Genomic DNA, 18114 nt, shown 5'->3' with positions numbered 1-18114 from the left:
AAAGCGTTATTTTATTGAAAATTCAAAAAATTCCAGTTTGAAATAACAGCAGCGTATGATTACGCTGCTGCGGGTGTTCCATTAAACAAACGGGCCTCCTGTTCTTTCGAGGTCTCCTGTATTGGAAAACTTTTTGAAGTTCTTTTTAAACTCGTTTGCCAGGTGTATCGCTTTTTCTGCGTATTCTTTTTCATTCGCCCACGTTTTGGCAGGCTCAAGCACCTGGTCAGGGACGCCTGGTACGTGTACTGGGGTATGCAGGCCGAAAATCCGGTCTGTTCTCATCTCCGCATTGTCCAAATCCCCCTCGATCGCGGCCCGCACCATAGCCCTCGTATAGGCCAGGCTCATTCTTTCCCCGACGCCGTAGCCACCGCCGGTCCATCCTGTATTGACAAGGAACACGCTGACGCCGTGTTCGTCAATTTTCTTTCCGAGCATTTCCGCATATACATGAGCCGGAAGCGGAAGGAACGGTGAACCGAAGCAGGTTGAGAAGGTTGCTTCAGGAGAGGTGATTCCGCGCTCCGTCCCGGCAAGCTTGCTCGTATACCCGCTTAAGAAGTGGTACATCGCCTGTTCTTTCGTCAGCTTGCTGATCGGAGGCAGGACTCCGAAGGCATCTGCCGTTAAAAATACAATCGTTGTCGGATGTCCGGCAATGCTCGGTTTGACGATGTTATCGATCGCATCGATCGGATAAGCGGCTCTCGTGTTTTCTGTGTAAAATGCGTCATCATAGTCCGGCTCCCCTGTATCGCTGTCCACCACGACATTTTCCAGAACGGAGCCGAAGCGGATCGCCCGGTAAATTTGGGGCTCTTTTTCTTCGCTTAAATGAATGCATTTTGCATAGCAGCCGCCCTCAATATTAAAAATCCCCGTACTTGACCAGCCGTGCTCATCATCTCCGATCAGCCTTCTGTTCGGATCTGCGGAAAGCGTCGTTTTCCCCGTGCCCGACAAGCCGAAGAAGAGAGCTGTGCCGCCTTCCTCGCCAATGTTGGCAGAACAGTGCATCGGCAATATGTTTCGTTCGGGAAGAAGATAGTTCATAATCGAAAAAATCGATTTTTTCATTTCTCCGGCGTATTCTGTCCCCCCGATTAAAATGGTCCGTTTTTCAAACGATACGATGATGAATGTTTCCGATCTTGTGCCGTCAAGCAGGGGATCGGCTTTGAAGTTTGGCGCGGAAAGAATCGTAAAAGGCTGCTCAGCCGTCATTTGGCGGGCTCCGTCGGGTCTGATGAACAGCTGTCTTGCGAACAGGTTGTGCCAGGCGAATTCATTGACCACTGTAATCGGAAGCCGATACTTTTCGTCTGCGCCTGCAAAACCCTCAAATACAAATAATTCATCGCGTTCCTTTAAATAGTTGACGACTTTTGTGTAGAGCCGGTCGAACGCTTCTGCCGAAATCGGCTGGTTGACAGCGCCCCAGTCGATTTTCCCTTTTACGCTTTCTTCTTCTACGATGAATTTGTCTTTCGGTGAGCGGCCGGTATATGTACCGGTCGTCGCCCGCACGGCTCCTGAAGATGTTAAAATCCCCTCTTTGCGCTCGAGAACTTTTTCAACCAAATGGGGAACGGATAAATTAATTTGAACGTTTTTGCCTGACAATAACGATTGTAAATCGGCAGTTGCATCTACAGAGTTCATAAAAAACCTTCCTTTGCGTGTTTTTTAATGTGTATAACATTAATGTAGAAATAGTATAACACATTTCATCTTATAGTCTATACCGTTTATCAAAATTCGTTCGGGTTTTTTCTTTACATTCAGTGTGCAAATTTATTTCAACTAATATTGACATGACAAGTCATTTTAAGATAAGATATTTCATTGAACGGATACTCTTATCCCGAGCTGGCGGAGGGACAGGCCCAATGAAGCCCAGCAACCGGTTTCTCTTCATCATAAAAGATGTAACACAGTATTGAGACAACTACGGTGCTAACCTGATGCAAGGTTTTAAAATACCTTGAGCGATAAGAGTGAAAGGTACGCACTACCAGACCCTTTCCTCAGTGAACAGGAAAAGGTTTTTTTATTGCATAAATCAGCATACAAAAATTGCTAAAAAAATCATGCCTTTAAGAGGAAGGTACTGGGCGTTTTTCACATATAAGTGAAGGGTTTTAGCCGAGTATCTGGGCGAAAGGAGATGCTACAGCCGCTCCCGCGAAACGGGAGGTCCGGCTTAGGGTCCCGCAACGACAATGAAAAATTCTTTCAGGATGAGAGAGTATGAAGCCCGAGTATCGTCATATAATTAAGAGAGACGAGTTCCGTATCATACTTTAAGATCACGGCTGATCTTCATATACAGGAGGAAACATACATGAGCAAAAATCGTCGGTTATTTACATCAGAGTCAGTTACGGAGGGACATCCGGACAAAATTTGCGATCAGATTTCGGATAGTATATTAGACGAAATTTTAAAGAAAGATCCGAATGCCCGCGTTGCATGCGAAACATCTGTGACAACCGGATTGGTGCTGGTAAGCGGTGAAATTACAACATCCACATATGTGGATATCCCGAAAACGGTTCGTGAAACGATTAAAGAAATTGGCTACACGCGCGCAAAGTACGGCTTTGATGCTGAAACATGCGCGGTGTTAACGTCGATAGATGAGCAGTCTCCCGATATTGCGATGGGGGTTGACCAGGCGCTTGAAGCTCGCGAGGGAGCGATGAGCGACGCTGAAATCGAAGCGATCGGAGCCGGAGACCAAGGCTTGATGTTCGGTTTTGCTTGTAATGAAACAAATGAGCTCATGCCTCTTCCGATTTCCCTTGCTCATAAATTATCCCGCCGTTTGACTGAAGTGCGCAAAGAGGAAATTCTTCCATACTTGCGTCCGGACGGAAAAACACAGGTGACAGTCGAGTATGATGAGAATAATAAACCGGTGCGCATCGACACAATCGTCATTTCAACACAGCACCATCCGGAAATTTCACTTGAGCAGATTCAGCGCAATTTAAAAGAATATGTGATTAATCCGGTTGTTCCGAAAGACCTGATCGATGAAAATACAAAATATTTTATTAACCCGACAGGCCGTTTTGTCATCGGAGGACCGCAAGGCGATGCAGGCTTGACAGGACGAAAAATCATTGTCGACACTTACGGCGGATATGCTCGCCACGGAGGCGGAGCGTTTTCCGGTAAAGACGCGACAAAAGTTGACAGATCAGCCGCTTATGCAGCGAGATATGTAGCGAAAAACATCGTGGCAGCAGGCCTTGCCGATAAATGTGAAGTGCAGCTTGCCTATGCGATCGGCGTCGCACAGCCGGTGTCCATTTCAATCGATACGTTCGGCACTGGAAAAGCGAGCGAAGAGACATTGATCGAAGTTGTCCGTAAAAACTTTGATTTAAGACCTGCCGGCATCATCAAAATGCTTGATTTGCGCCGTCCGATCTACAAACAGACGGCAGCTTACGGTCATTTCGGACGCCTTGATCTTGATCTGCCTTGGGAGCGTACAGACAAAGCAGACCAGCTGCGCAAAGAGGCATTAGGGGAATAATCGCATAGCCGCTTACTTATAAGCGGCTTTATTTTTCGATGGCATAAACACGCGGATTTTTTGAAACTTGAAAAATATCCAGATTTAATATTGTTGTTTGATTGTAGAAAGCAAGTATTCTAATGTGAACATTTTTCAAGTTTTTTGAAACGTTTTCTTTAAATACATGTCTAATAATGCAGCAGAACGATCTGCATGAAATCTTAAAAAATCGGAGGCAATACTATGTGTGGATTTGTAGGGGTATTCAATCATCGCCCATCATCCGAGACAGCAGGCCAGGAAGAATTAATTAAGCAAATGAATGAAATGATTGTACACCGCGGTCCCGACGATGATGGGTACTATCATGATGAACATGTAGGCTTCGGATTTAGAAGGCTGAGCATCATTGACGTTGAAAACGGAGGACAGCCTCTGTCATATGAAGATGATTCATACTGGATTATTTTTAATGGAGAAATTTATAATTATATAGAATTAAAAGACGAGCTTCTCTCAAAAGGTTACGAATTTAATACCGATTCAGATACGGAAGTTCTCCTTGCGACATACCGTCACTATAAACAAGAGGCGGCATCAAAGCTGCGGGGAATGTTTGCATTTTTGATCTGGGATAAAAAAGAGCAGCTTTTATACGGCGCGCGCGATCCGTTTGGGATCAAACCGCTTTATTTTACAAAAACGGACGGACACGTTTACTTCGCATCAGAAAGAAAAAGCCTGATGCCTGTCGGCGCTGATTTGGAGTTCAATGAAAAGGCGCTTCAGCAGTATACATCATTCCAATTTGTACCTGAGCCTGAAACGCTTGATAAAAAGGTGCAAAAAGTGGGACCGGGCCAGCAGTTTACGCTTCGCCCAAATGAAGATATTCAATTTAAAACATATTGGAAAGTTCAATTTAAGCCTGTGCAGTCGGAAGAGGACAAGCTTGTCCAGGAAGTAAGAGATGCCATCTTTGATTCCGTCAAGGTTCACATGAGAAGCGACGTGCCTGTCGGCTCATTCCTTTCAGGCGGTATTGATTCTTCCTTTATCGTGTCCGTTGCCAAACAATTTCATCCGAATTTAAAAACATTCTCCGTCGGTTTTGAGCACGAGGGCTTCAGTGAAGTTGACGTGGCGAAAGAAACTGCCGAGAAGGTCGGCGTAGAAAACTACAGCGCGATCATTTCACCTGAAGAATACATGAAAGAGCTTCCGAAGATCGTCTGGCACTTGGATGATCCCCTAGCAGATCCTGCCGCGATTCCTTTGTATTTTGTCGCGAAGGAAGCGAAAAAACAAGTGACGGTCGTCTTATCCGGAGAAGGGGCGGATGAGCTTTTCGGCGGCTATAATATTTACCGCGAGCCGCTGTCATTGAAACCGTTCGAACGGATTCCGTCTCCTTTGAAAAAGATGCTTCTGCGTGTCGCTTCCGCGATGCCTGAGGGCATGAAAGGAAAAAGCTTTTTAATGAGGGGCTGCACGCCTCTTGAAGAGAGATATATCGGCAATGCGAAGATCTTTGAAGAAGGCATGAAATCGAAGCTTCTTCGTCAATATGACAAAAACCTCACATATTGTGATGTGACAAAGCCGTATTTTGAAGAAAGCAAGTCATATAGCGAGATCAACAAAATGCAGTATGTTGACATTCACACATGGCTCCGCGGCGACATCCTGTTGAAAGCAGATAAAATGACGATGGCTAATTCGCTCGAGCTTCGCGTTCCATTTTTGGACAAAGTCGTGTTTGAAGCGGCTTCAAAAATTCCGGAAGAACTGAAAACAAAAAACGGCACAACAAAGTATCTGCTTAGAAAAGCGGCCGAAGGCATCGTTCCTGATCATGTACTAAACCGCAAAAAGCTGGGCTTCCCTGTGCCGATCCGCCACTGGCTGAAAAATGAAATGCATGATTGGGCTGTGGGCATTATTAAAGAAAGCCAAACAGATGCATATATTCATAAAGATTATGTGCTTCAGCTTCTTGAAGACCATTGCGCCAACAAAGCGGATAACAGCAGAAAAATCTGGACGGTTCTCATCTTTATGATCTGGCACAGCATTTTCGTTGAAAAACGCTACGTACCGGAAGAATTAAATCACCAGCCTAAGGAAGTCATTATCGTGTAAGCAGATGAAAAAGGTTTTCGAGCAATCGAAAACCTTTTTTCTATTTTTAAGCAGGCTTTTCTCTTGGATAGTCGGCCAGCACCTCTTCACACCCGGCGAGAAGATTGTCAAAAATGGCATCCCACGATTGGGTGAGGGCATAGCTTCGCGCTTCGTGTTCCATCCGCTGCTTCAAAGAAGCATTGGAGAGGACATGCAAAACATGTGAGGCAAATGCTTCCGGATTTTTTGGCTCCGCAAGGAAACCGGTCCTTCCGTTTTGAATAAAGTCTTTCAGGCCGCCGGCGTCCGCTCCGATTACAGGCGTTCCGCAGGCGAGCGCTTCAAGGCCGGCGTTCCCGAAGGTTTCTGTCGGAGAAGGAAATACAAACAAATCCGAGCTCGCATAAATGCTTGATAGCTCTTTGCCTTTTACATAGCCGGCAAATGTCATATTGACGGGAGCGCGTTTCTCAAGTTCTTTTTTTAATGGTCCGTCTCCTGCGATGAGCCAGTGAACATCTTTTTGCAATGCTGGGTGGTCCGCGATCTTTAACAGCGTTTCCAGGTCTTTTTCAGGCGCGAGCCTGCCGACATAGCTCAAAAGATATTTTTCTTTTATTCCATATTGCTCCCGCACTTTTCCGGAGCGAAAATCTGGATGGAATAAAGAGCAGTCCACTCCGCGTTTCCAAATGGATAGATTTTTGAACTGTTTTGCCTTTAACTGCCGCAATGTTTCATTTGAAGGAACAAAGATTTTTTGAAAAGGTTTATAAAACCAATGCATATACTTCCATAAAAGTTTGGAAAACATGTGCAGGTCATAATAGGCAAGATACTGGTCAAAATCGGTATGATACGAGCCTACGATGGGGATGTTCTGTTTTTTTGCATATTTCAGCCCCGCAAGGCCGATATTGAAAGGTGTCGCGATATGAATAAGATCAGGATGGAAGGTATGAAGCTCTGATTTCATTTTCAAGAGGTTGGGGAGAGCGAGTCTGCACTCGGGGTATAAGAAGAACGGCAAACTGGTGAAACGGCGGATACTGCTTGAAAATTGTGTTTCATGCGTGCTTTCGGGTGCAAACACTTTAAATGGGATACCTCTCGCCTCCAGGTAGTCCGTGTACTTTTTTAAAGTCCTGGCGCAGCCGTTGACATCGGGCGTAAATGTGTCGGTGAAAATCGCGATTTTCATCGTTTCCCCTCCTGGTGGTTGTTTTTTTGTCAATCTGGAAGAAACGTTTTATATGACCATACATGACAGCAGTCCGACTGAAATGCCGAGCACCATGCCGGCCAGCACATCTGACGGATAATGCAGACCGAGATAGATTCTGGAGAGTCCGACTGTGATTCCGACAGGGATTAATAAAAGTGCAAGTAACGGAAAGAATACGATTAGCGGTGTAATCACGGAAAATACAGCAGTCGTATGCCCGGATGGAAACGAATGATCCTTTAACGGATTGTGTAATACCTTGGTTTGTTTCAGCGTCATATACGGACGTTTTCTCGGGAAGAGCTTTTTCATAAGCACAACCTGCAGATGGCTGACAAGGAGGGCCAGGGCTCCAGCGGCTCCGGCGAGACGAATGTTTCCTTTGCCGAAAACGATCAGCGCCAGTGAAGTGAAAATCGTGCAAAAAGCTCCCCCTAAATGGGTCGAAGAGCGGAAGTATCGATTTAATGCTTTTTGCTCAAATAAGCTGTTCATACCGAGGAACATTTTGCATTCAAAGTTGTACATGCGTGTCAGTTTATTCAGCGTTAAAACCTCCTTAGACGAATGGTAGCTCACTTTTATTGTAAAAAATCAATGTTTAGAAAATGATAAGTATTTGTAAAGAATTCGGAAATGAAAAAAAGCCGTAAGCACTGGGCTTAAGACGGCCAAAAAAGGTTTTCGCTTAATTTATGGCGAAAAAAATGGTAAAGTTGTAGCAAAGCTAGTCTTTCTTTTGAAGGGACTTATAGTATTGTCCTTTTTCAATATATTCTTTGCGAATTCTTTCCATATCCTGTTTGTCATTGTCGGTTAACGGACGAATGACTTTGGCGGGTCTCCCGAAAGCGAGATGAAACGGCGGTATTTTTTTGCCGGGCGGGACAAGGCTGCCAGCACCGATAAAGGCGCCTTCGCCGATTTCGGCTTCGTCGAGGATAATCGACCCCATTCCGATAAGGGCATGCTTTCGAATCACAGCGCTATGCAGTGTGACCTGATGGCCGACCGTTACGCCATCCTCGATCAAGAGGGGGCGGTTCGGACTTTGATGCAGACAAGAAAGGTCTTGTATATTGACGCCTTTTCCGATCCGGACAGGCGCGACATCCCCGCGGATAACGGAGGAGAACCAGATGGATGAGTACTCCCCGATCGTGACATCTCCGGTGATGCACGCGTTGTCGGCAACAAATGCTGTTTCATGTATCATTGGTTCAGTATGTTTATAAGGGTAGATCATAAGTTCCATCCTTTCATTCCCTGTTTTTTAAAAAATAGCGTGAGGTGGTCAAAGCATGTGGTGCATGGAAGCGGAAAGACCTGTCGCTTCAATTGTGATCGTCCATGGGGCCTGTGAACATCATGGACGGTATAAATGGTTATCCGAAATGTGGCGTTCAGCCGGATATCATGTCGTAATGGGCGATCTGCCTGGACAGGGCACATCGACAAGAGCAAGAGGACATATACGCTCGTTTCAAGAATATATTGATGAAGTAGACAAGTGGGTTGACAAGGCAAAAGCGTTTCAGCTGCCGGTGTTGCTTCTCGGACACAGCATGGGCGGACTCGTTGCGATTGAGTGGTTCAAGCAGCATGGGAAAGCCGTTGCCGGTATCATTTTATCATCCCCTTGTCTTGGGCTGCAATTAAAGCCGAATAAATTCATGGACGTAATCGCCAAAGGGCTCAATGTCGTAGCTCCGTCCATAATGTTTGAATCCGGAATTACCCCGGATAAAGCAACGAGAAATAAAGAAGTCATCGAAATGGACATCAATGATTCATTATACATCACAAAAGTTTCCGTCAGATGGTACCAAGAGATTTTAAAAGCTGTGAAAAGCGCGATGGAGCCGACGGACGCGTTTCTCGACATCCCTTTGCTTGTCATGCAGGCTGGAACAGACTTTCTTGTAGACAAAAAAATGGTGGTCAAATGGTTTGATCAGCTGGCATCTTATAATAAGACGTACAGAGAGTGGGAGGGCTTGTATCACGAAATCTTCAACGAGCCGGAACGGGAGGACGTGTTTAAAGCGGCAAAAGCGTTTGCAGATCAATACATCACTTAATGGAGGTGCATTCTTTGTCAGTACCGGAGCATCCGTTGGGATTAATGGCAAAAGTATACAGAGAGGTTTTTCCACTGGTCCATCAGGAATTAGACAAATGGCGGACCAAGGCAGAAAACATTAAAAATTCCGAGCTGAAGCTGCAGGCGACGGCAAGCATCAGACAGAAGACCTTCCACTGTGAAGGAGGCGGCATATTGGCGCTATTGTCCGGAGATCAGATCGAGCAGTCGATCCGGTTTATTACCGCATATCAGACGATAAGCGACTATCTTGATAATTTATGCGACCGCAGCACCTCACTTGACCCGGACGATTTCGCCATGCTTCACCAGTCAATGAAAGACGCTCTAACTGTGGGAGCGGACCTGAAAAACTATTACCAGTTCAGAGAGGATCAAGAAGATGGCGGCTACTTGCACGAATTAGTCAAAACCTGCCAGAATGTTCTGGCTGATATTGAAAACTACGGCTTGATCAAGGAACATCTGCTTGAGCTTTGCAGCTACTACTGCGATCTCCAAGTTCATAAACATGTCATTGAGCACGAACGGGTGCCGCGCCTTGAAGCCTGGTTTAACAAATATAAATCCGCTTTGCCTGAAATGGAATGGTATGAATTTTCAGCGTGTGCAGGTTCGACGCTCGGTATTTTTTGTTTGGTATCTTATTCGGTTCGGCCGGATTTTACCGAATCGATGGCCGGAAAAATCCGTGACAGCTATTTTCCGTACATACAGGGACTGCACATCCTGCTTGATTATCTGATTGATCAAGAGGAAGATTTAATCGGAGGCGATTTGAATTTTTGCACCTATTATTCATCACATTCAGAAATGATGGAAAGGCTTGAATATTTTATTGAAATGGCGGATGAGCATTTGCACGGCATTCCGCATGAAAATTTTCACCGCCTGATCAACAGGGGCCTGTTGGGCGTTTATTTGTCTGATGATAAAGTAGCAGGCCAGAAGGAAATCGGCAGGCTTGCGAAAAAACTGATCAAAGCGAGCGGCAAAACGTCTTTCTTTTTCTATATTAACGGCAGGGCATACCGCAAAATTCAAAAAATGCCATGGATGAAAAGCTCGTAAAGAAAAGCTCAAACCGATGATCGGTTTGAGCCTTTGTCGTTTATAAGCTTTCCGTCCGGTATTGTTTTTCAAGCACAAAGCGCTCATTATACCGGAAGCTTTTTTCCCATTTTGAAACAACGATGCAGGCGACAGCATGACCCGGGACGTTAACGCCGGTTCGCGCCATGTCCATGACGCGGTCCACACCTGCGATAATCGCGACTCCTTCGGCGGGAAGGCCGACTGCGTTGGCGGTAGCCAGAAGGACGACGAGCGATCCCGATGGCACGGCGGCGATCCCTTTGCTTGTCATCACAAGCACGAGCATCATGAGCAATTGCTGCGAAATGCTCATGTCTATATTGAAAGCCTGCGCCAAAAAGATACAGGCGACCGACAAATACAGGCTGGAGCCGTCGCAATTCAGCGATAAGCCTGATGGAACAACGAAGGAAACGACCCGTTTCGGACAGCCGTATTTCTCCATGCGGTCCATCAGCTGCGGCAGCACCGTTTCCGTGCTCGTCGTGGAAAACGCGATCAGGAACAAATCCCAAATCATTTTCAGAACTTCGAAATATTTAATTTTAAAAATAAGACCGACGAGCGGAAACAACACAAAAAGAACGATAAACAGTCCGAGAAAGACGGTGCCGACCAATTTTAACATAGGAAGCAGAAGCTCGATGCCGTATTGGCCGACAGATGCGGCCATAAGGGCAAGCACGCCGATAGGGGCTGTGACCATTACCATCTGCGTCAGCTTGAACATGATATTGGCAACAGATTCAAAAAATTTCATGACAGGTTCTGAGGCTTTGCCGATCCCGGCAGCTGCGACGCCGAACAATATCGCAAAGAAGATCACGGCAAGCAAATCGTTTCTGGCCATGACGTCAACGATGTTGGTAGGTATAATATCGAGGATCATTTGTTTAAGGTCGACTACTTTTTCCGTATAGCCCGAGAGCTCGTCGATATCTTTTTTGGCCAAATGGGAGAGGTCAAGGCCGATGCCTGGCTTTAACACATTGGCCAACAGCAGCCCGAGTCCGAGCACGATGGTCGTAATCACTTCAAACCAAATAATCGTCTTGATGCCGAGGTTGCCCATTTTTTTCATGCTTCCGCTTCCGGCCGCTCCGATGACGATTGTAGAAAAAACGATCGGAACGACGATCATTTTGATCAAACGGATAAATCCGTCTCCGACGGGGCGCAGCGCCATTCCGAAATCAGGGAAAAAGTGTCCGATAACTGCTCCAATGGCGAGTGCGATCAAAATTTGATAAGCGATAAATTTTTTCAAGCGAATCCCTCCGTATTTTTACATGTGATTTCAACAATTTCGTGACAAAGAGCAAAACCACCTCCATTTTTTTGAGGTTTTTTTGGAAAATTCCGAAATAAAAAGTGTTTCATATTTTATTTTGATATCGCCTACATTATGTTTGAATGAAAAAAATCCTCCAAACGGAGGATTTTCAGGCTGTCACTTTTGGGCCGCTTCTTTCTTTTCGATCGCAATGATAAACGGCGGATCGTTTCGCTGGTTCAAATATTGGTAACAGAGGACCCGGGCCGTCTCCTGGTCGAGCGATGCGCAAAATTCGAGAAGGGCGTCCTTTTCCCGTTTTCCTTCGGGATGGCCGTGGTAGACGACCAGCACGATCAATCCCTCATCTTTCAGGATGTTGAGCAGCTGCTTGATGCTGGCGATGGTGGACTCGCTTTTTGTCGTCACCGATTTGTCTCCTCCCGGAAGATACCCGAGGTTAAACACGGCTGCCGCCACCTTGCCTGAGACGCCTTCAGGAAGCGAAGCGATGAGCTCAACATGGCTTTTTTGAATCAATGTCACCCGGTCTTTATACTCGTTTCCAAGCCTTTCGGCCGTATTTAAAAGAGCCGTTTCCTGAATGTCAAAAGCATAGACGTGGCCGCTCTCTCCGACCAGCTCGGCCAAAAAGAATGTGTCATGCCCGTTTCCCATTGTCGCATCGATGACGATGTCGCCTTCCCCAGCAGCCGTTTTCAGCAGTTCTTTTGCATATGGAAGGATTTTTTTCAGCTTCATGACAGGGCTTCCTCTTTCGTGTTTTTAAACCATTTTCCCTGATAGCTGCCGCGCATTTCAAGCTCGCCGTTAATGGCGTTTAACACTTCCCATTTATTGACGCTCCACATCGGTCCGACCATTAACTCGATGGGTCCGTCGCCGGTGATTCTATGGATGATCATCTCAGGCGGCAAAATTTCAAGCTGGTCGCAGACGAGCTTGACATACTCATCCTGGGAAAGAAACGCCAGCTTGCCTTTTTCATACTGCTTGACCATCGGCGTTCCCTTTAAAAGGTGCAGCAAGTGGATTTTGATTCCCTGTACATCTAAATCGGCAACGGCTTTAGCCGTTTCCATCATCATGTCGTAGTCTTCCAGCGGCAGACCGTTAATGATATGGGAGCAGACCCGGATGCCATGCTTTCTCAGCTTGTTTACACCTTCGACATAGCAGTCATAATCATGCGCACGGTTGATTAGGGCGGCCGTCCGTTCATGAACCGTTTGCAGGCCGAGCTCCACCCAAAGGTATGTCCGCTCATTCAGCTCGGCAAGGTATTCGACGACATCATCGGGCAGACAATCAGGCCGTGTCGCGATCGAGAGTCCGACAACCCCGTCAAGGCCGAGGACGGTTTCATATTTTTCGCGGAGAACGTCTACAGGTGCGTGTGTATTCGTGAAAGCCTGGAAATAGGCCATATATTTGCCGTCTTTCCATTTTTCATGCATCCGGTCGCGCACTTCATGAAATTGGGTAATCAGATCATCGGCGCGGTTTCCGGCAAAATCGCCGCTTCCGGCCGCGCTGCAAAATGTGCATCCCCCGTGCGCGACTGTTCCGTCGCGGTTCGGGCAGTCAAAGCCGCCGTCAAGGGCAACCTTGAAGACTTTGTGTCCGAAATGTTGTCTTAAATGATAATTCCATGTATGATAACGTTTTTCACTGTTCGTATATGGAAAAGGGTTGTTCTGATGCAAATCAGGCTCCTCCTTGTAGTAGATGGCATCCTAAAATTGTAGCAAATAATGCGGATGAGAACAAATCCATTTCTCCATTATTTTCTTTATTGATCATGGGCGGATAGGGCAAAACTAAACACGATGGAATATTTCCATTAAGGAGGGGTTTTCTTTGGCTACAAGACAATCCGTCGGAGAACACATCCAAAGAAGCGAAGATGCTTATGAATTTGCTTTATCTCAATTTGAAACTGCAAGCAGGCAGGAACATTACAATGAGACAGAGTTCAGCAACGCGCAGCTGATGCTTGAAAATGCGGTCAATGATTTGAATAAGCTCTCATTGTTTGCCAATCCGCAGCAAAGAGAGGAAATTTACCGCAAAAGACTTCAGCTGCAAGCCCTTCAAAATAATATGATTCTGCAGAGATCGTATGAAAGGCCCTTTTAAAGGGTCTTTTTTTTGAAAAAATTGTTGACAAATCGCTTGTGTGTAATTATTGTATTAAGTGTACTACATCAAGTAATACAATTCATACACAAGTTGAAAGGATCTTTCTTTCATGAGTGATAAATATAAAAAAGCAAAGAAGCCAATGGTTGTACTGGCGTTTGTCATCGCCTGCTCTTTCTTGTTTGCTCTTGCAACGCTTGGTTTTATGCTTCAGGAAAATATGGGGAGCGCGTTTTTTCTGAAGATTTAAAGATGCCCCATTAATTGAAGAGATTGAATGAGAAAGAAGGGAGATAGATGATCCAAATCGATCCGAGAAGCTCGACACCGATCTATGAGCAGATCATTCAGCAGATGAAAGAGCTTTGCTTAAAAGGAATAATGAAACCCGGTGATAAGCTTCCTTCTGTCCGAGAGCTTGCAACCATTATCATTGCAAACCCGAATACAGTCAGCAAAGCCTATAAGGAGCTTGAACGCGAAGGGATTATCGAAACTTTGCGGGGAAGAGGAACCTACATTTCAGAAAATGCAAAAGTCACGCTTGATGAAGGGAAGATCACGATGATTAAAGAGCAGTTGAAGCAGCTGATCATCGATGCGCATTACGCCGGAATTGACATCAAAAAGCTGCAGGAATGGATGGCGGAAATCAGCGACGAGGTGAAAGGAGGAGATGCGGATGATTGAGCTGAAGCATGTGTCCAAAACGATTGATGGAAAAGAAGTGCTCAAGGATGTTTCGTTAAAACTGGAAGAAGGAGAAATTTTCGGACTGCTCGGCAGAAACGGTTCCGGGAAAACGACGCTCCTGCGCCTCATCCAGCAGATTCTTCTGCCTGATCATGGAGAGATTTTATTTGACAATGTCAATATTAAGGACCATCCGCTGGTGAAGCGCAATATTGTGTATATGCCGGTCCAAAATCCTTATTTTGAAAAATACAATTATAAGCAGCTCGTTTCCATTTTGCACAACATATATCCAGACTTTGATGTGACATATGCGAACGAACTAATGAACCGCTACGGGATTTCAGAAACAAAAAAATACCGCGAGCTGTCGACAGGATTGAAAAAGCAACTGTCACTCATTCTTTCGTTCGCCATCCGTCCGGCCGTCATATTGCTTGATGAACCGACAGACGGCATCGATGCGGTCACAAGGCATGACGTTTTGCAGCTGATGGTCGATGAAGTGGCTGAACACAATACGACCATTCTAATCACATCCCACAGGCTCGAAGATATTGAGCGGATGTGCAACCGGATCGGTTTTCTCGAAGACAATACATTGTCGAATGTCATGGATCTTGACGATCTGAAAGAAGACTTTATGAAAATTCAAATGGTGTTTGAAGAAGATGTCAATTTGAAAATCAGGGAGAGAGAAATACCTGTTTTAGATCATTCAGGCGTGTTTTACACCGTGCTGATTCCGAAACAAGACGATGTCAGCAGGCAGTTTCTTAAAAGTTTGTCTCCCAAGGTATGGAACGAGCTTCCTGTCAGCCTTGAGGAAGTATTCATCGCGAAGTTTGGAGGGAAGCGAAGATGGTAGACCGCGGGCTGATTTATAAAGAATGGAAACAGCATCAAGCTTTGTTACTGGCGATTTTTTTTCTTTTGTTTTTAAGCACTCCTCTTTCAATTATAAGTGAATACTTTTCCTATCAGGGATGTTTGAATAATGACAATTGGAATCCTAGAGATTGCCAATTTTATCTGAATTATCAATCTGGCGGCTCGCTTCAGTTTTTCTGGGCGCCCGGCGTTTTTTTGGCCGTAGCCCAGCTGGGGCTTGAGCGAAGCAGAGGGCTGCTGGATTTTACATTAAGCTTGCCGTATTCCAGAGGCCAGGTGTTTCATACGAAATTTTGGATGGGCGGAACGGTTTTAGTAGGCGCCCAGCTGCTTGGCTACCTGTTGTCAAAACTGTTGATCATCCTTCTCAAGCCCGGCAGCGTCGAGTTTTTCGACCACTTTATGATTGGTTCAATGATCATCAGTTTGATGGCGTATTCTCTTGTCATGGCCGCAGGAGCGCTGACAGGCAATCTGTTTGCGCAGCTTTTAACATCTTTTACGGTTACGATTTTGCCTTTTTTAATTGTGGTTATACCTGCTCTAAATCTCAGAGTCATTATAGGAAGGGAGCTGTTTTGGGATCAATTGCCAATTATTGATTCTCAAATTTTTCAGTATATGATTCCGATTATTTATGTCAATCCGGTGTGGGTCACGGATTCAAAATATATTTTGCTGATTCCGGCTGCTATGGGCATTTTGTTTTATGTTATCGGATATATCAGCTTTGTGAAACATCCGAGCGAGCGAAGCGGCAGCTTTTTCTTATGGAAACAGCTTGATCGGCCGATTCACATATTTGTCATTATCGCCAGTATTCTCTCATTTGGATATTTTGGATACGGCGCCAGCGAGTCAATGATAGGATATGTGCTCGGCATGATTCTGGGCGCGGTAATCGGCTTTTTCATCAGCTATTTTGCCATTTATAAAAAAATGAAGCATTAGTAAAGGAGAGAGAACATGATCGACATTCAACATATTCACCATTCATTCAAAATCGGAAAAAAGGGGAGGGAAAATGAAATCAAGGTATTGAAGGATGTCTCACTTACCGTCGAGAAAGGGGAAATCGCCTGCATCGTCGGGCGGAGCGGCTCGGGGAAATCGACGCTGTTAAATTTGATTTCCGGCTATATCGCGCCGACGAAAGGAAAGATCGTTATCGGCGGTACGGATGTGACGGGATTCAGCGAAAAGGAGTGGGCGAAATTCCGGCTTGAGAATTTCGGCTTTATCTTTCAAAGCTTTCAGCTGATTCCGAGCTTGACGACATTTGAAAATATTGAGCTGCCCCTGACATTAAAAGGCGTCCATCCGTCAGAGCGGAAACAAAAAGTCACAGAAATGCTGCACAGGGTCGGTCTTGAAAACCACGCCGGCCATTTTCCGAACGAGCTTTCCGGCGGACAGCAGCAGCGGGTCAGCATCGCGCGGGCGCTGATTTTAAACCCGTCGATCATTTTGGCGGACGAGCCGACAGGAAGTCTTGACTCTGAAACAGAGCAGGAAATCCTTGAATTCATCAAGCAGCTCAACAGAGAAAGAGGCATCACGTTTATCATCATCACCCACGATGATGAGGTGGCGTCCATCGCAGATACGAAATTCCATTTATTTGACGGCGTTTTGGAGAAAGGGGAAGAGACTGTTGAAGTTTAAGGACCAGTTGAAATTTATTAGAAGAAATATGAAGAAAAACCGCCTTCGGGTGTTTATGACGATACTTGCCACTACAGTAGCCTGCGCGTTTTTAATCGTGCTCGCCTCCGTCGGCTTCGGGCTGCAAAAGTCGATGACCGATCAGCTGATGAGAGAGCAGATTGTCACGAAAATCGATGTCATGGGCAAGGATGGGCAAGGCGACAAGCCTGTTCAGAAGAAAGACTTACAAGAATTTGAGAAACGCGGCGATGTAGCAGCCGTTATCGAACGTACAAAAGTGATGGTGCCTGTAGAAGCCAAGTTTGGCAATCGGACCAATGGGCAAATTGGTTATATTACACTTACTGATATGGCTGCAGAGCAGAAAGCAAACATTAAATTGGACCGCGGCCGCGTGGCGAAATCGCCGAATGAAATCGTCGTCGGCTATCATTTTGGCAATCAGCTGTGGACGAAAAAAGAAGCGAAAGACTTTGAGAAGCAGCAAGAAAACAATCCAGATGATGTAAAACAACCTAAAGGATATGAAAAAGACATTCTCGGTAAGACGATAGAATTAAAGATTGCAAAGTTAGATGAAAAGACAGGAGAAAAAGGTAAGGAAAAAACGTATGACTTTAAGATTGTCGGGGTAATGGAAAAACCTTCTTATGATTGGGTGAGGGATTCCAGCGTCTATGTCAGCAATGACATGCAAAAAGGGATTACCGATTTTCTGAAAGCGGATAAAGACAGCGGTGATATAGAAAAAGAACTGACAGTCTATGCGGACAACTTTGAACATGTCGATCAGCTTACGAAAGATTTGGAAGACAAAGGCTTCTACGTCGATTCAGTGACCAAAAGACTTGACAGCATCAATCTGTTTTTTACGGCTTTTAAAATCGGACTGATTTTCGTCGGGGTGATTGCCATATTGATTTCTGCGATCGGCATTTTCAACACGATGACAATGGCCGTCACGGAGCGGACCCAGGAGATCGGAATCATGAAAGCGATCGGCGCAAGCCCGAACGTCATCCGCAAAATGTTTTTAATGGAAAGCGCCTATATCGGCTTTATCGGATCTGTAGTCGGCATCATCATTTCATACGGCGTCAGCTTTTTGGTGAACAAGATTCTCCCGGTTATTTTGTCATCCGTTTCCCAAGGGGAAGGAACCGCACAGGAGTTCAGCATCACGTTCTCCTATATTCCGGTGAGCCTTGTCATCATCGCGAGCGTTATCAGTATGGGAGTAGCGATTCTGTCAGGCTTGAATCCGGCCGTCAAAGCGACGAGAACGAACGTGCTGACAGCATTAAGAAGAGAGCTGTAGTTTGAAAGCCGGCGGATTGCCGGCTTTT

At 45.6% G+C, this 18114-nt stretch carries 18 protein-coding genes and 1 riboswitch; of the genes, 11 read left to right on the top strand and 7 right to left on the bottom strand.

Annotated elements, in window-relative coordinates; translation table 11 throughout:
* Positions 1–81: 81 nt before the first annotated feature.
* Positions 82–1665, bottom strand: coding sequence for a phosphoenolpyruvate carboxykinase (ATP) (pckA, locus tag R5H20_RS17915; RefSeq protein WP_006636088.1), 1584 nt, complete (start codon positions 1663–1665; stop codon positions 82–84).
* A 194-nt stretch (positions 1666–1859) separates the two neighbouring features.
* Positions 1860–2001: riboswitch (SAM riboswitch) on the top strand.
* Between the two features lie 346 nt (positions 2002–2347).
* On the opposite strand from pckA, the gene metK reads away from it, so the two are divergent.
* Together metK and asnB are read left to right on the top strand one after the other, a co-directional pair.
* Complete coding sequence (gene metK, locus R5H20_RS17910) at positions 2348–3550, top strand: methionine adenosyltransferase (protein WP_006636089.1); 1203 nt, start codon at positions 2348–2350, stop codon at positions 3548–3550.
* 225 nt (positions 3551–3775) lie between these two features.
* Positions 3776–5674, top strand: coding sequence for an asparagine synthase (glutamine-hydrolyzing) (asnB, locus tag R5H20_RS17905; protein ID WP_006636090.1), 1899 nt, complete (start codon positions 3776–3778; stop codon positions 5672–5674).
* 46 nt (positions 5675–5720) lie between these two features.
* Here the strand turns inward: asnB and R5H20_RS17900 are convergent, their stop codons facing one another.
* The 3 genes from R5H20_RS17900 to R5H20_RS17890 all read right to left on the bottom strand — a co-directional run bounded on the left by R5H20_RS17900 (position 5721) and on the right by R5H20_RS17890 (position 8127).
* A complete protein-coding gene (locus tag R5H20_RS17900) occupies positions 5721–6857 on the bottom strand; it encodes a glycosyltransferase family 4 protein (protein ID WP_006636091.1) in 1137 nt (378 codons plus the stop codon).
* A 48-nt stretch (positions 6858–6905) separates the two neighbouring features.
* Complete coding sequence (locus tag R5H20_RS17895) at positions 6906–7376, bottom strand: phosphatase PAP2 family protein (protein WP_006636092.1); 471 nt, start codon at positions 7374–7376, stop codon at positions 6906–6908.
* 232 nt (positions 7377–7608) lie between these two features.
* Positions 7609–8127 carry a gamma carbonic anhydrase gene (locus R5H20_RS17890; RefSeq protein ID WP_006636093.1) on the bottom strand — a complete coding sequence of 173 codons (519 nt, stop codon included), beginning with the start codon at positions 8125–8127 and terminating at the stop codon, positions 7609–7611.
* Between the two features lie 55 nt (positions 8128–8182).
* Here R5H20_RS17890 and R5H20_RS17885 point away from each other — a divergent pair, with 55 nt between their 5' ends.
* Complete coding sequence (locus tag R5H20_RS17885; RefSeq protein ID WP_006636094.1) at positions 8183–8962, top strand: alpha/beta hydrolase; 780 nt, start codon at positions 8183–8185, stop codon at positions 8960–8962.
* 14 nt (positions 8963–8976) lie between these two features.
* Positions 8977–10056: a tetraprenyl-beta-curcumene synthase family protein gene (locus tag R5H20_RS17880; protein ID WP_006636095.1), complete on the top strand. Its 1080-nt coding sequence runs from the start codon at positions 8977–8979 to the stop codon at positions 10054–10056.
* Positions 10057–10096: 40 nt separating this feature from the next.
* On the opposite strand, the gene gltP is transcribed toward R5H20_RS17880, so the two are convergent.
* The 3 genes from gltP to R5H20_RS17865 all read right to left on the bottom strand — a co-directional run bounded on the left by gltP (position 10097) and on the right by R5H20_RS17865 (position 13080).
* Positions 10097–11347, bottom strand: a complete 1251-nt coding sequence (gene gltP / locus R5H20_RS17875; protein WP_006636096.1) for a glutamate-aspartate/proton symporter GltP — start codon at positions 11345–11347, stop codon at positions 10097–10099.
* Between the two features lie 183 nt (positions 11348–11530).
* Positions 11531–12115, bottom strand: a complete 585-nt coding sequence (locus tag R5H20_RS17870) for a tRNA 5-(aminomethyl)-2-thiouridylate-methyltransferase MnmM (protein ID WP_006636097.1) — start codon at positions 12113–12115, stop codon at positions 11531–11533.
* Positions 12112–13080 carry a tRNA modification radical SAM protein MnmL/YtqA gene (locus R5H20_RS17865; RefSeq protein WP_006636098.1) on the bottom strand — a complete coding sequence of 323 codons (969 nt, stop codon included), beginning with the start codon at positions 13078–13080 and terminating at the stop codon, positions 12112–12114. The genes R5H20_RS17870 and R5H20_RS17865 overlap by 4 nt, the downstream gene beginning before the upstream one ends.
* A gap of 154 nt (positions 13081–13234) precedes the next feature.
* Between R5H20_RS17865 and R5H20_RS17860 the strand changes: the two genes are divergently transcribed.
* From R5H20_RS17860 to R5H20_RS17830, 7 genes are all read left to right on the top strand, one after another.
* A complete protein-coding gene (locus R5H20_RS17860; RefSeq protein WP_006636099.1) occupies positions 13235–13513 on the top strand; it encodes a YtzC family protein in 279 nt (92 codons plus the stop codon).
* Positions 13514–13625: 112 nt separating this feature from the next.
* Positions 13626–13766 (top strand): hypothetical protein, encoded by a 141-nt coding sequence (locus R5H20_RS17855; RefSeq protein WP_167373788.1) that lies wholly within the window; start codon positions 13626–13628, stop codon positions 13764–13766.
* Positions 13767–13813: 47 nt separating this feature from the next.
* Positions 13814–14206: a GntR family transcriptional regulator gene (locus R5H20_RS17850; RefSeq protein WP_006636100.1), complete on the top strand. Its 393-nt coding sequence runs from the start codon at positions 13814–13816 to the stop codon at positions 14204–14206.
* A complete protein-coding gene (locus tag R5H20_RS17845; RefSeq protein ID WP_006636101.1) occupies positions 14199–15077 on the top strand; it encodes an ATP-binding cassette domain-containing protein in 879 nt (292 codons plus the stop codon). Before R5H20_RS17850 ends, R5H20_RS17845 begins: the two co-directional genes overlap by 8 nt.
* A complete protein-coding gene (locus R5H20_RS17840; protein ID WP_006636102.1) occupies positions 15071–16051 on the top strand; it encodes a hypothetical protein in 981 nt (326 codons plus the stop codon). Before R5H20_RS17845 ends, R5H20_RS17840 begins: the two co-directional genes overlap by 7 nt.
* Before the next feature lie 15 nt (positions 16052–16066).
* Positions 16067–16765, top strand: a complete 699-nt coding sequence (locus tag R5H20_RS17835; protein WP_006636103.1) for an ABC transporter ATP-binding protein — start codon at positions 16067–16069, stop codon at positions 16763–16765.
* A complete protein-coding gene (locus tag R5H20_RS17830) occupies positions 16755–18086 on the top strand; it encodes an ABC transporter permease (RefSeq protein ID WP_006636104.1) in 1332 nt (443 codons plus the stop codon). Before R5H20_RS17835 ends, R5H20_RS17830 begins: the two co-directional genes overlap by 11 nt.
* Positions 18087–18114 lie beyond the last annotated feature (28 nt).

The organism is Bacillus sp. KICET-3 (genome assembly GCF_033261025.1).
Lineage (GTDB): Bacteria > Bacillota > Bacilli > Bacillales > Bacillaceae > Bacillus > Bacillus sonorensis.
Note: the sequence above shows the minus strand (reverse complement) of the source record. Positions and strands in the feature narration are given on the sequence as shown.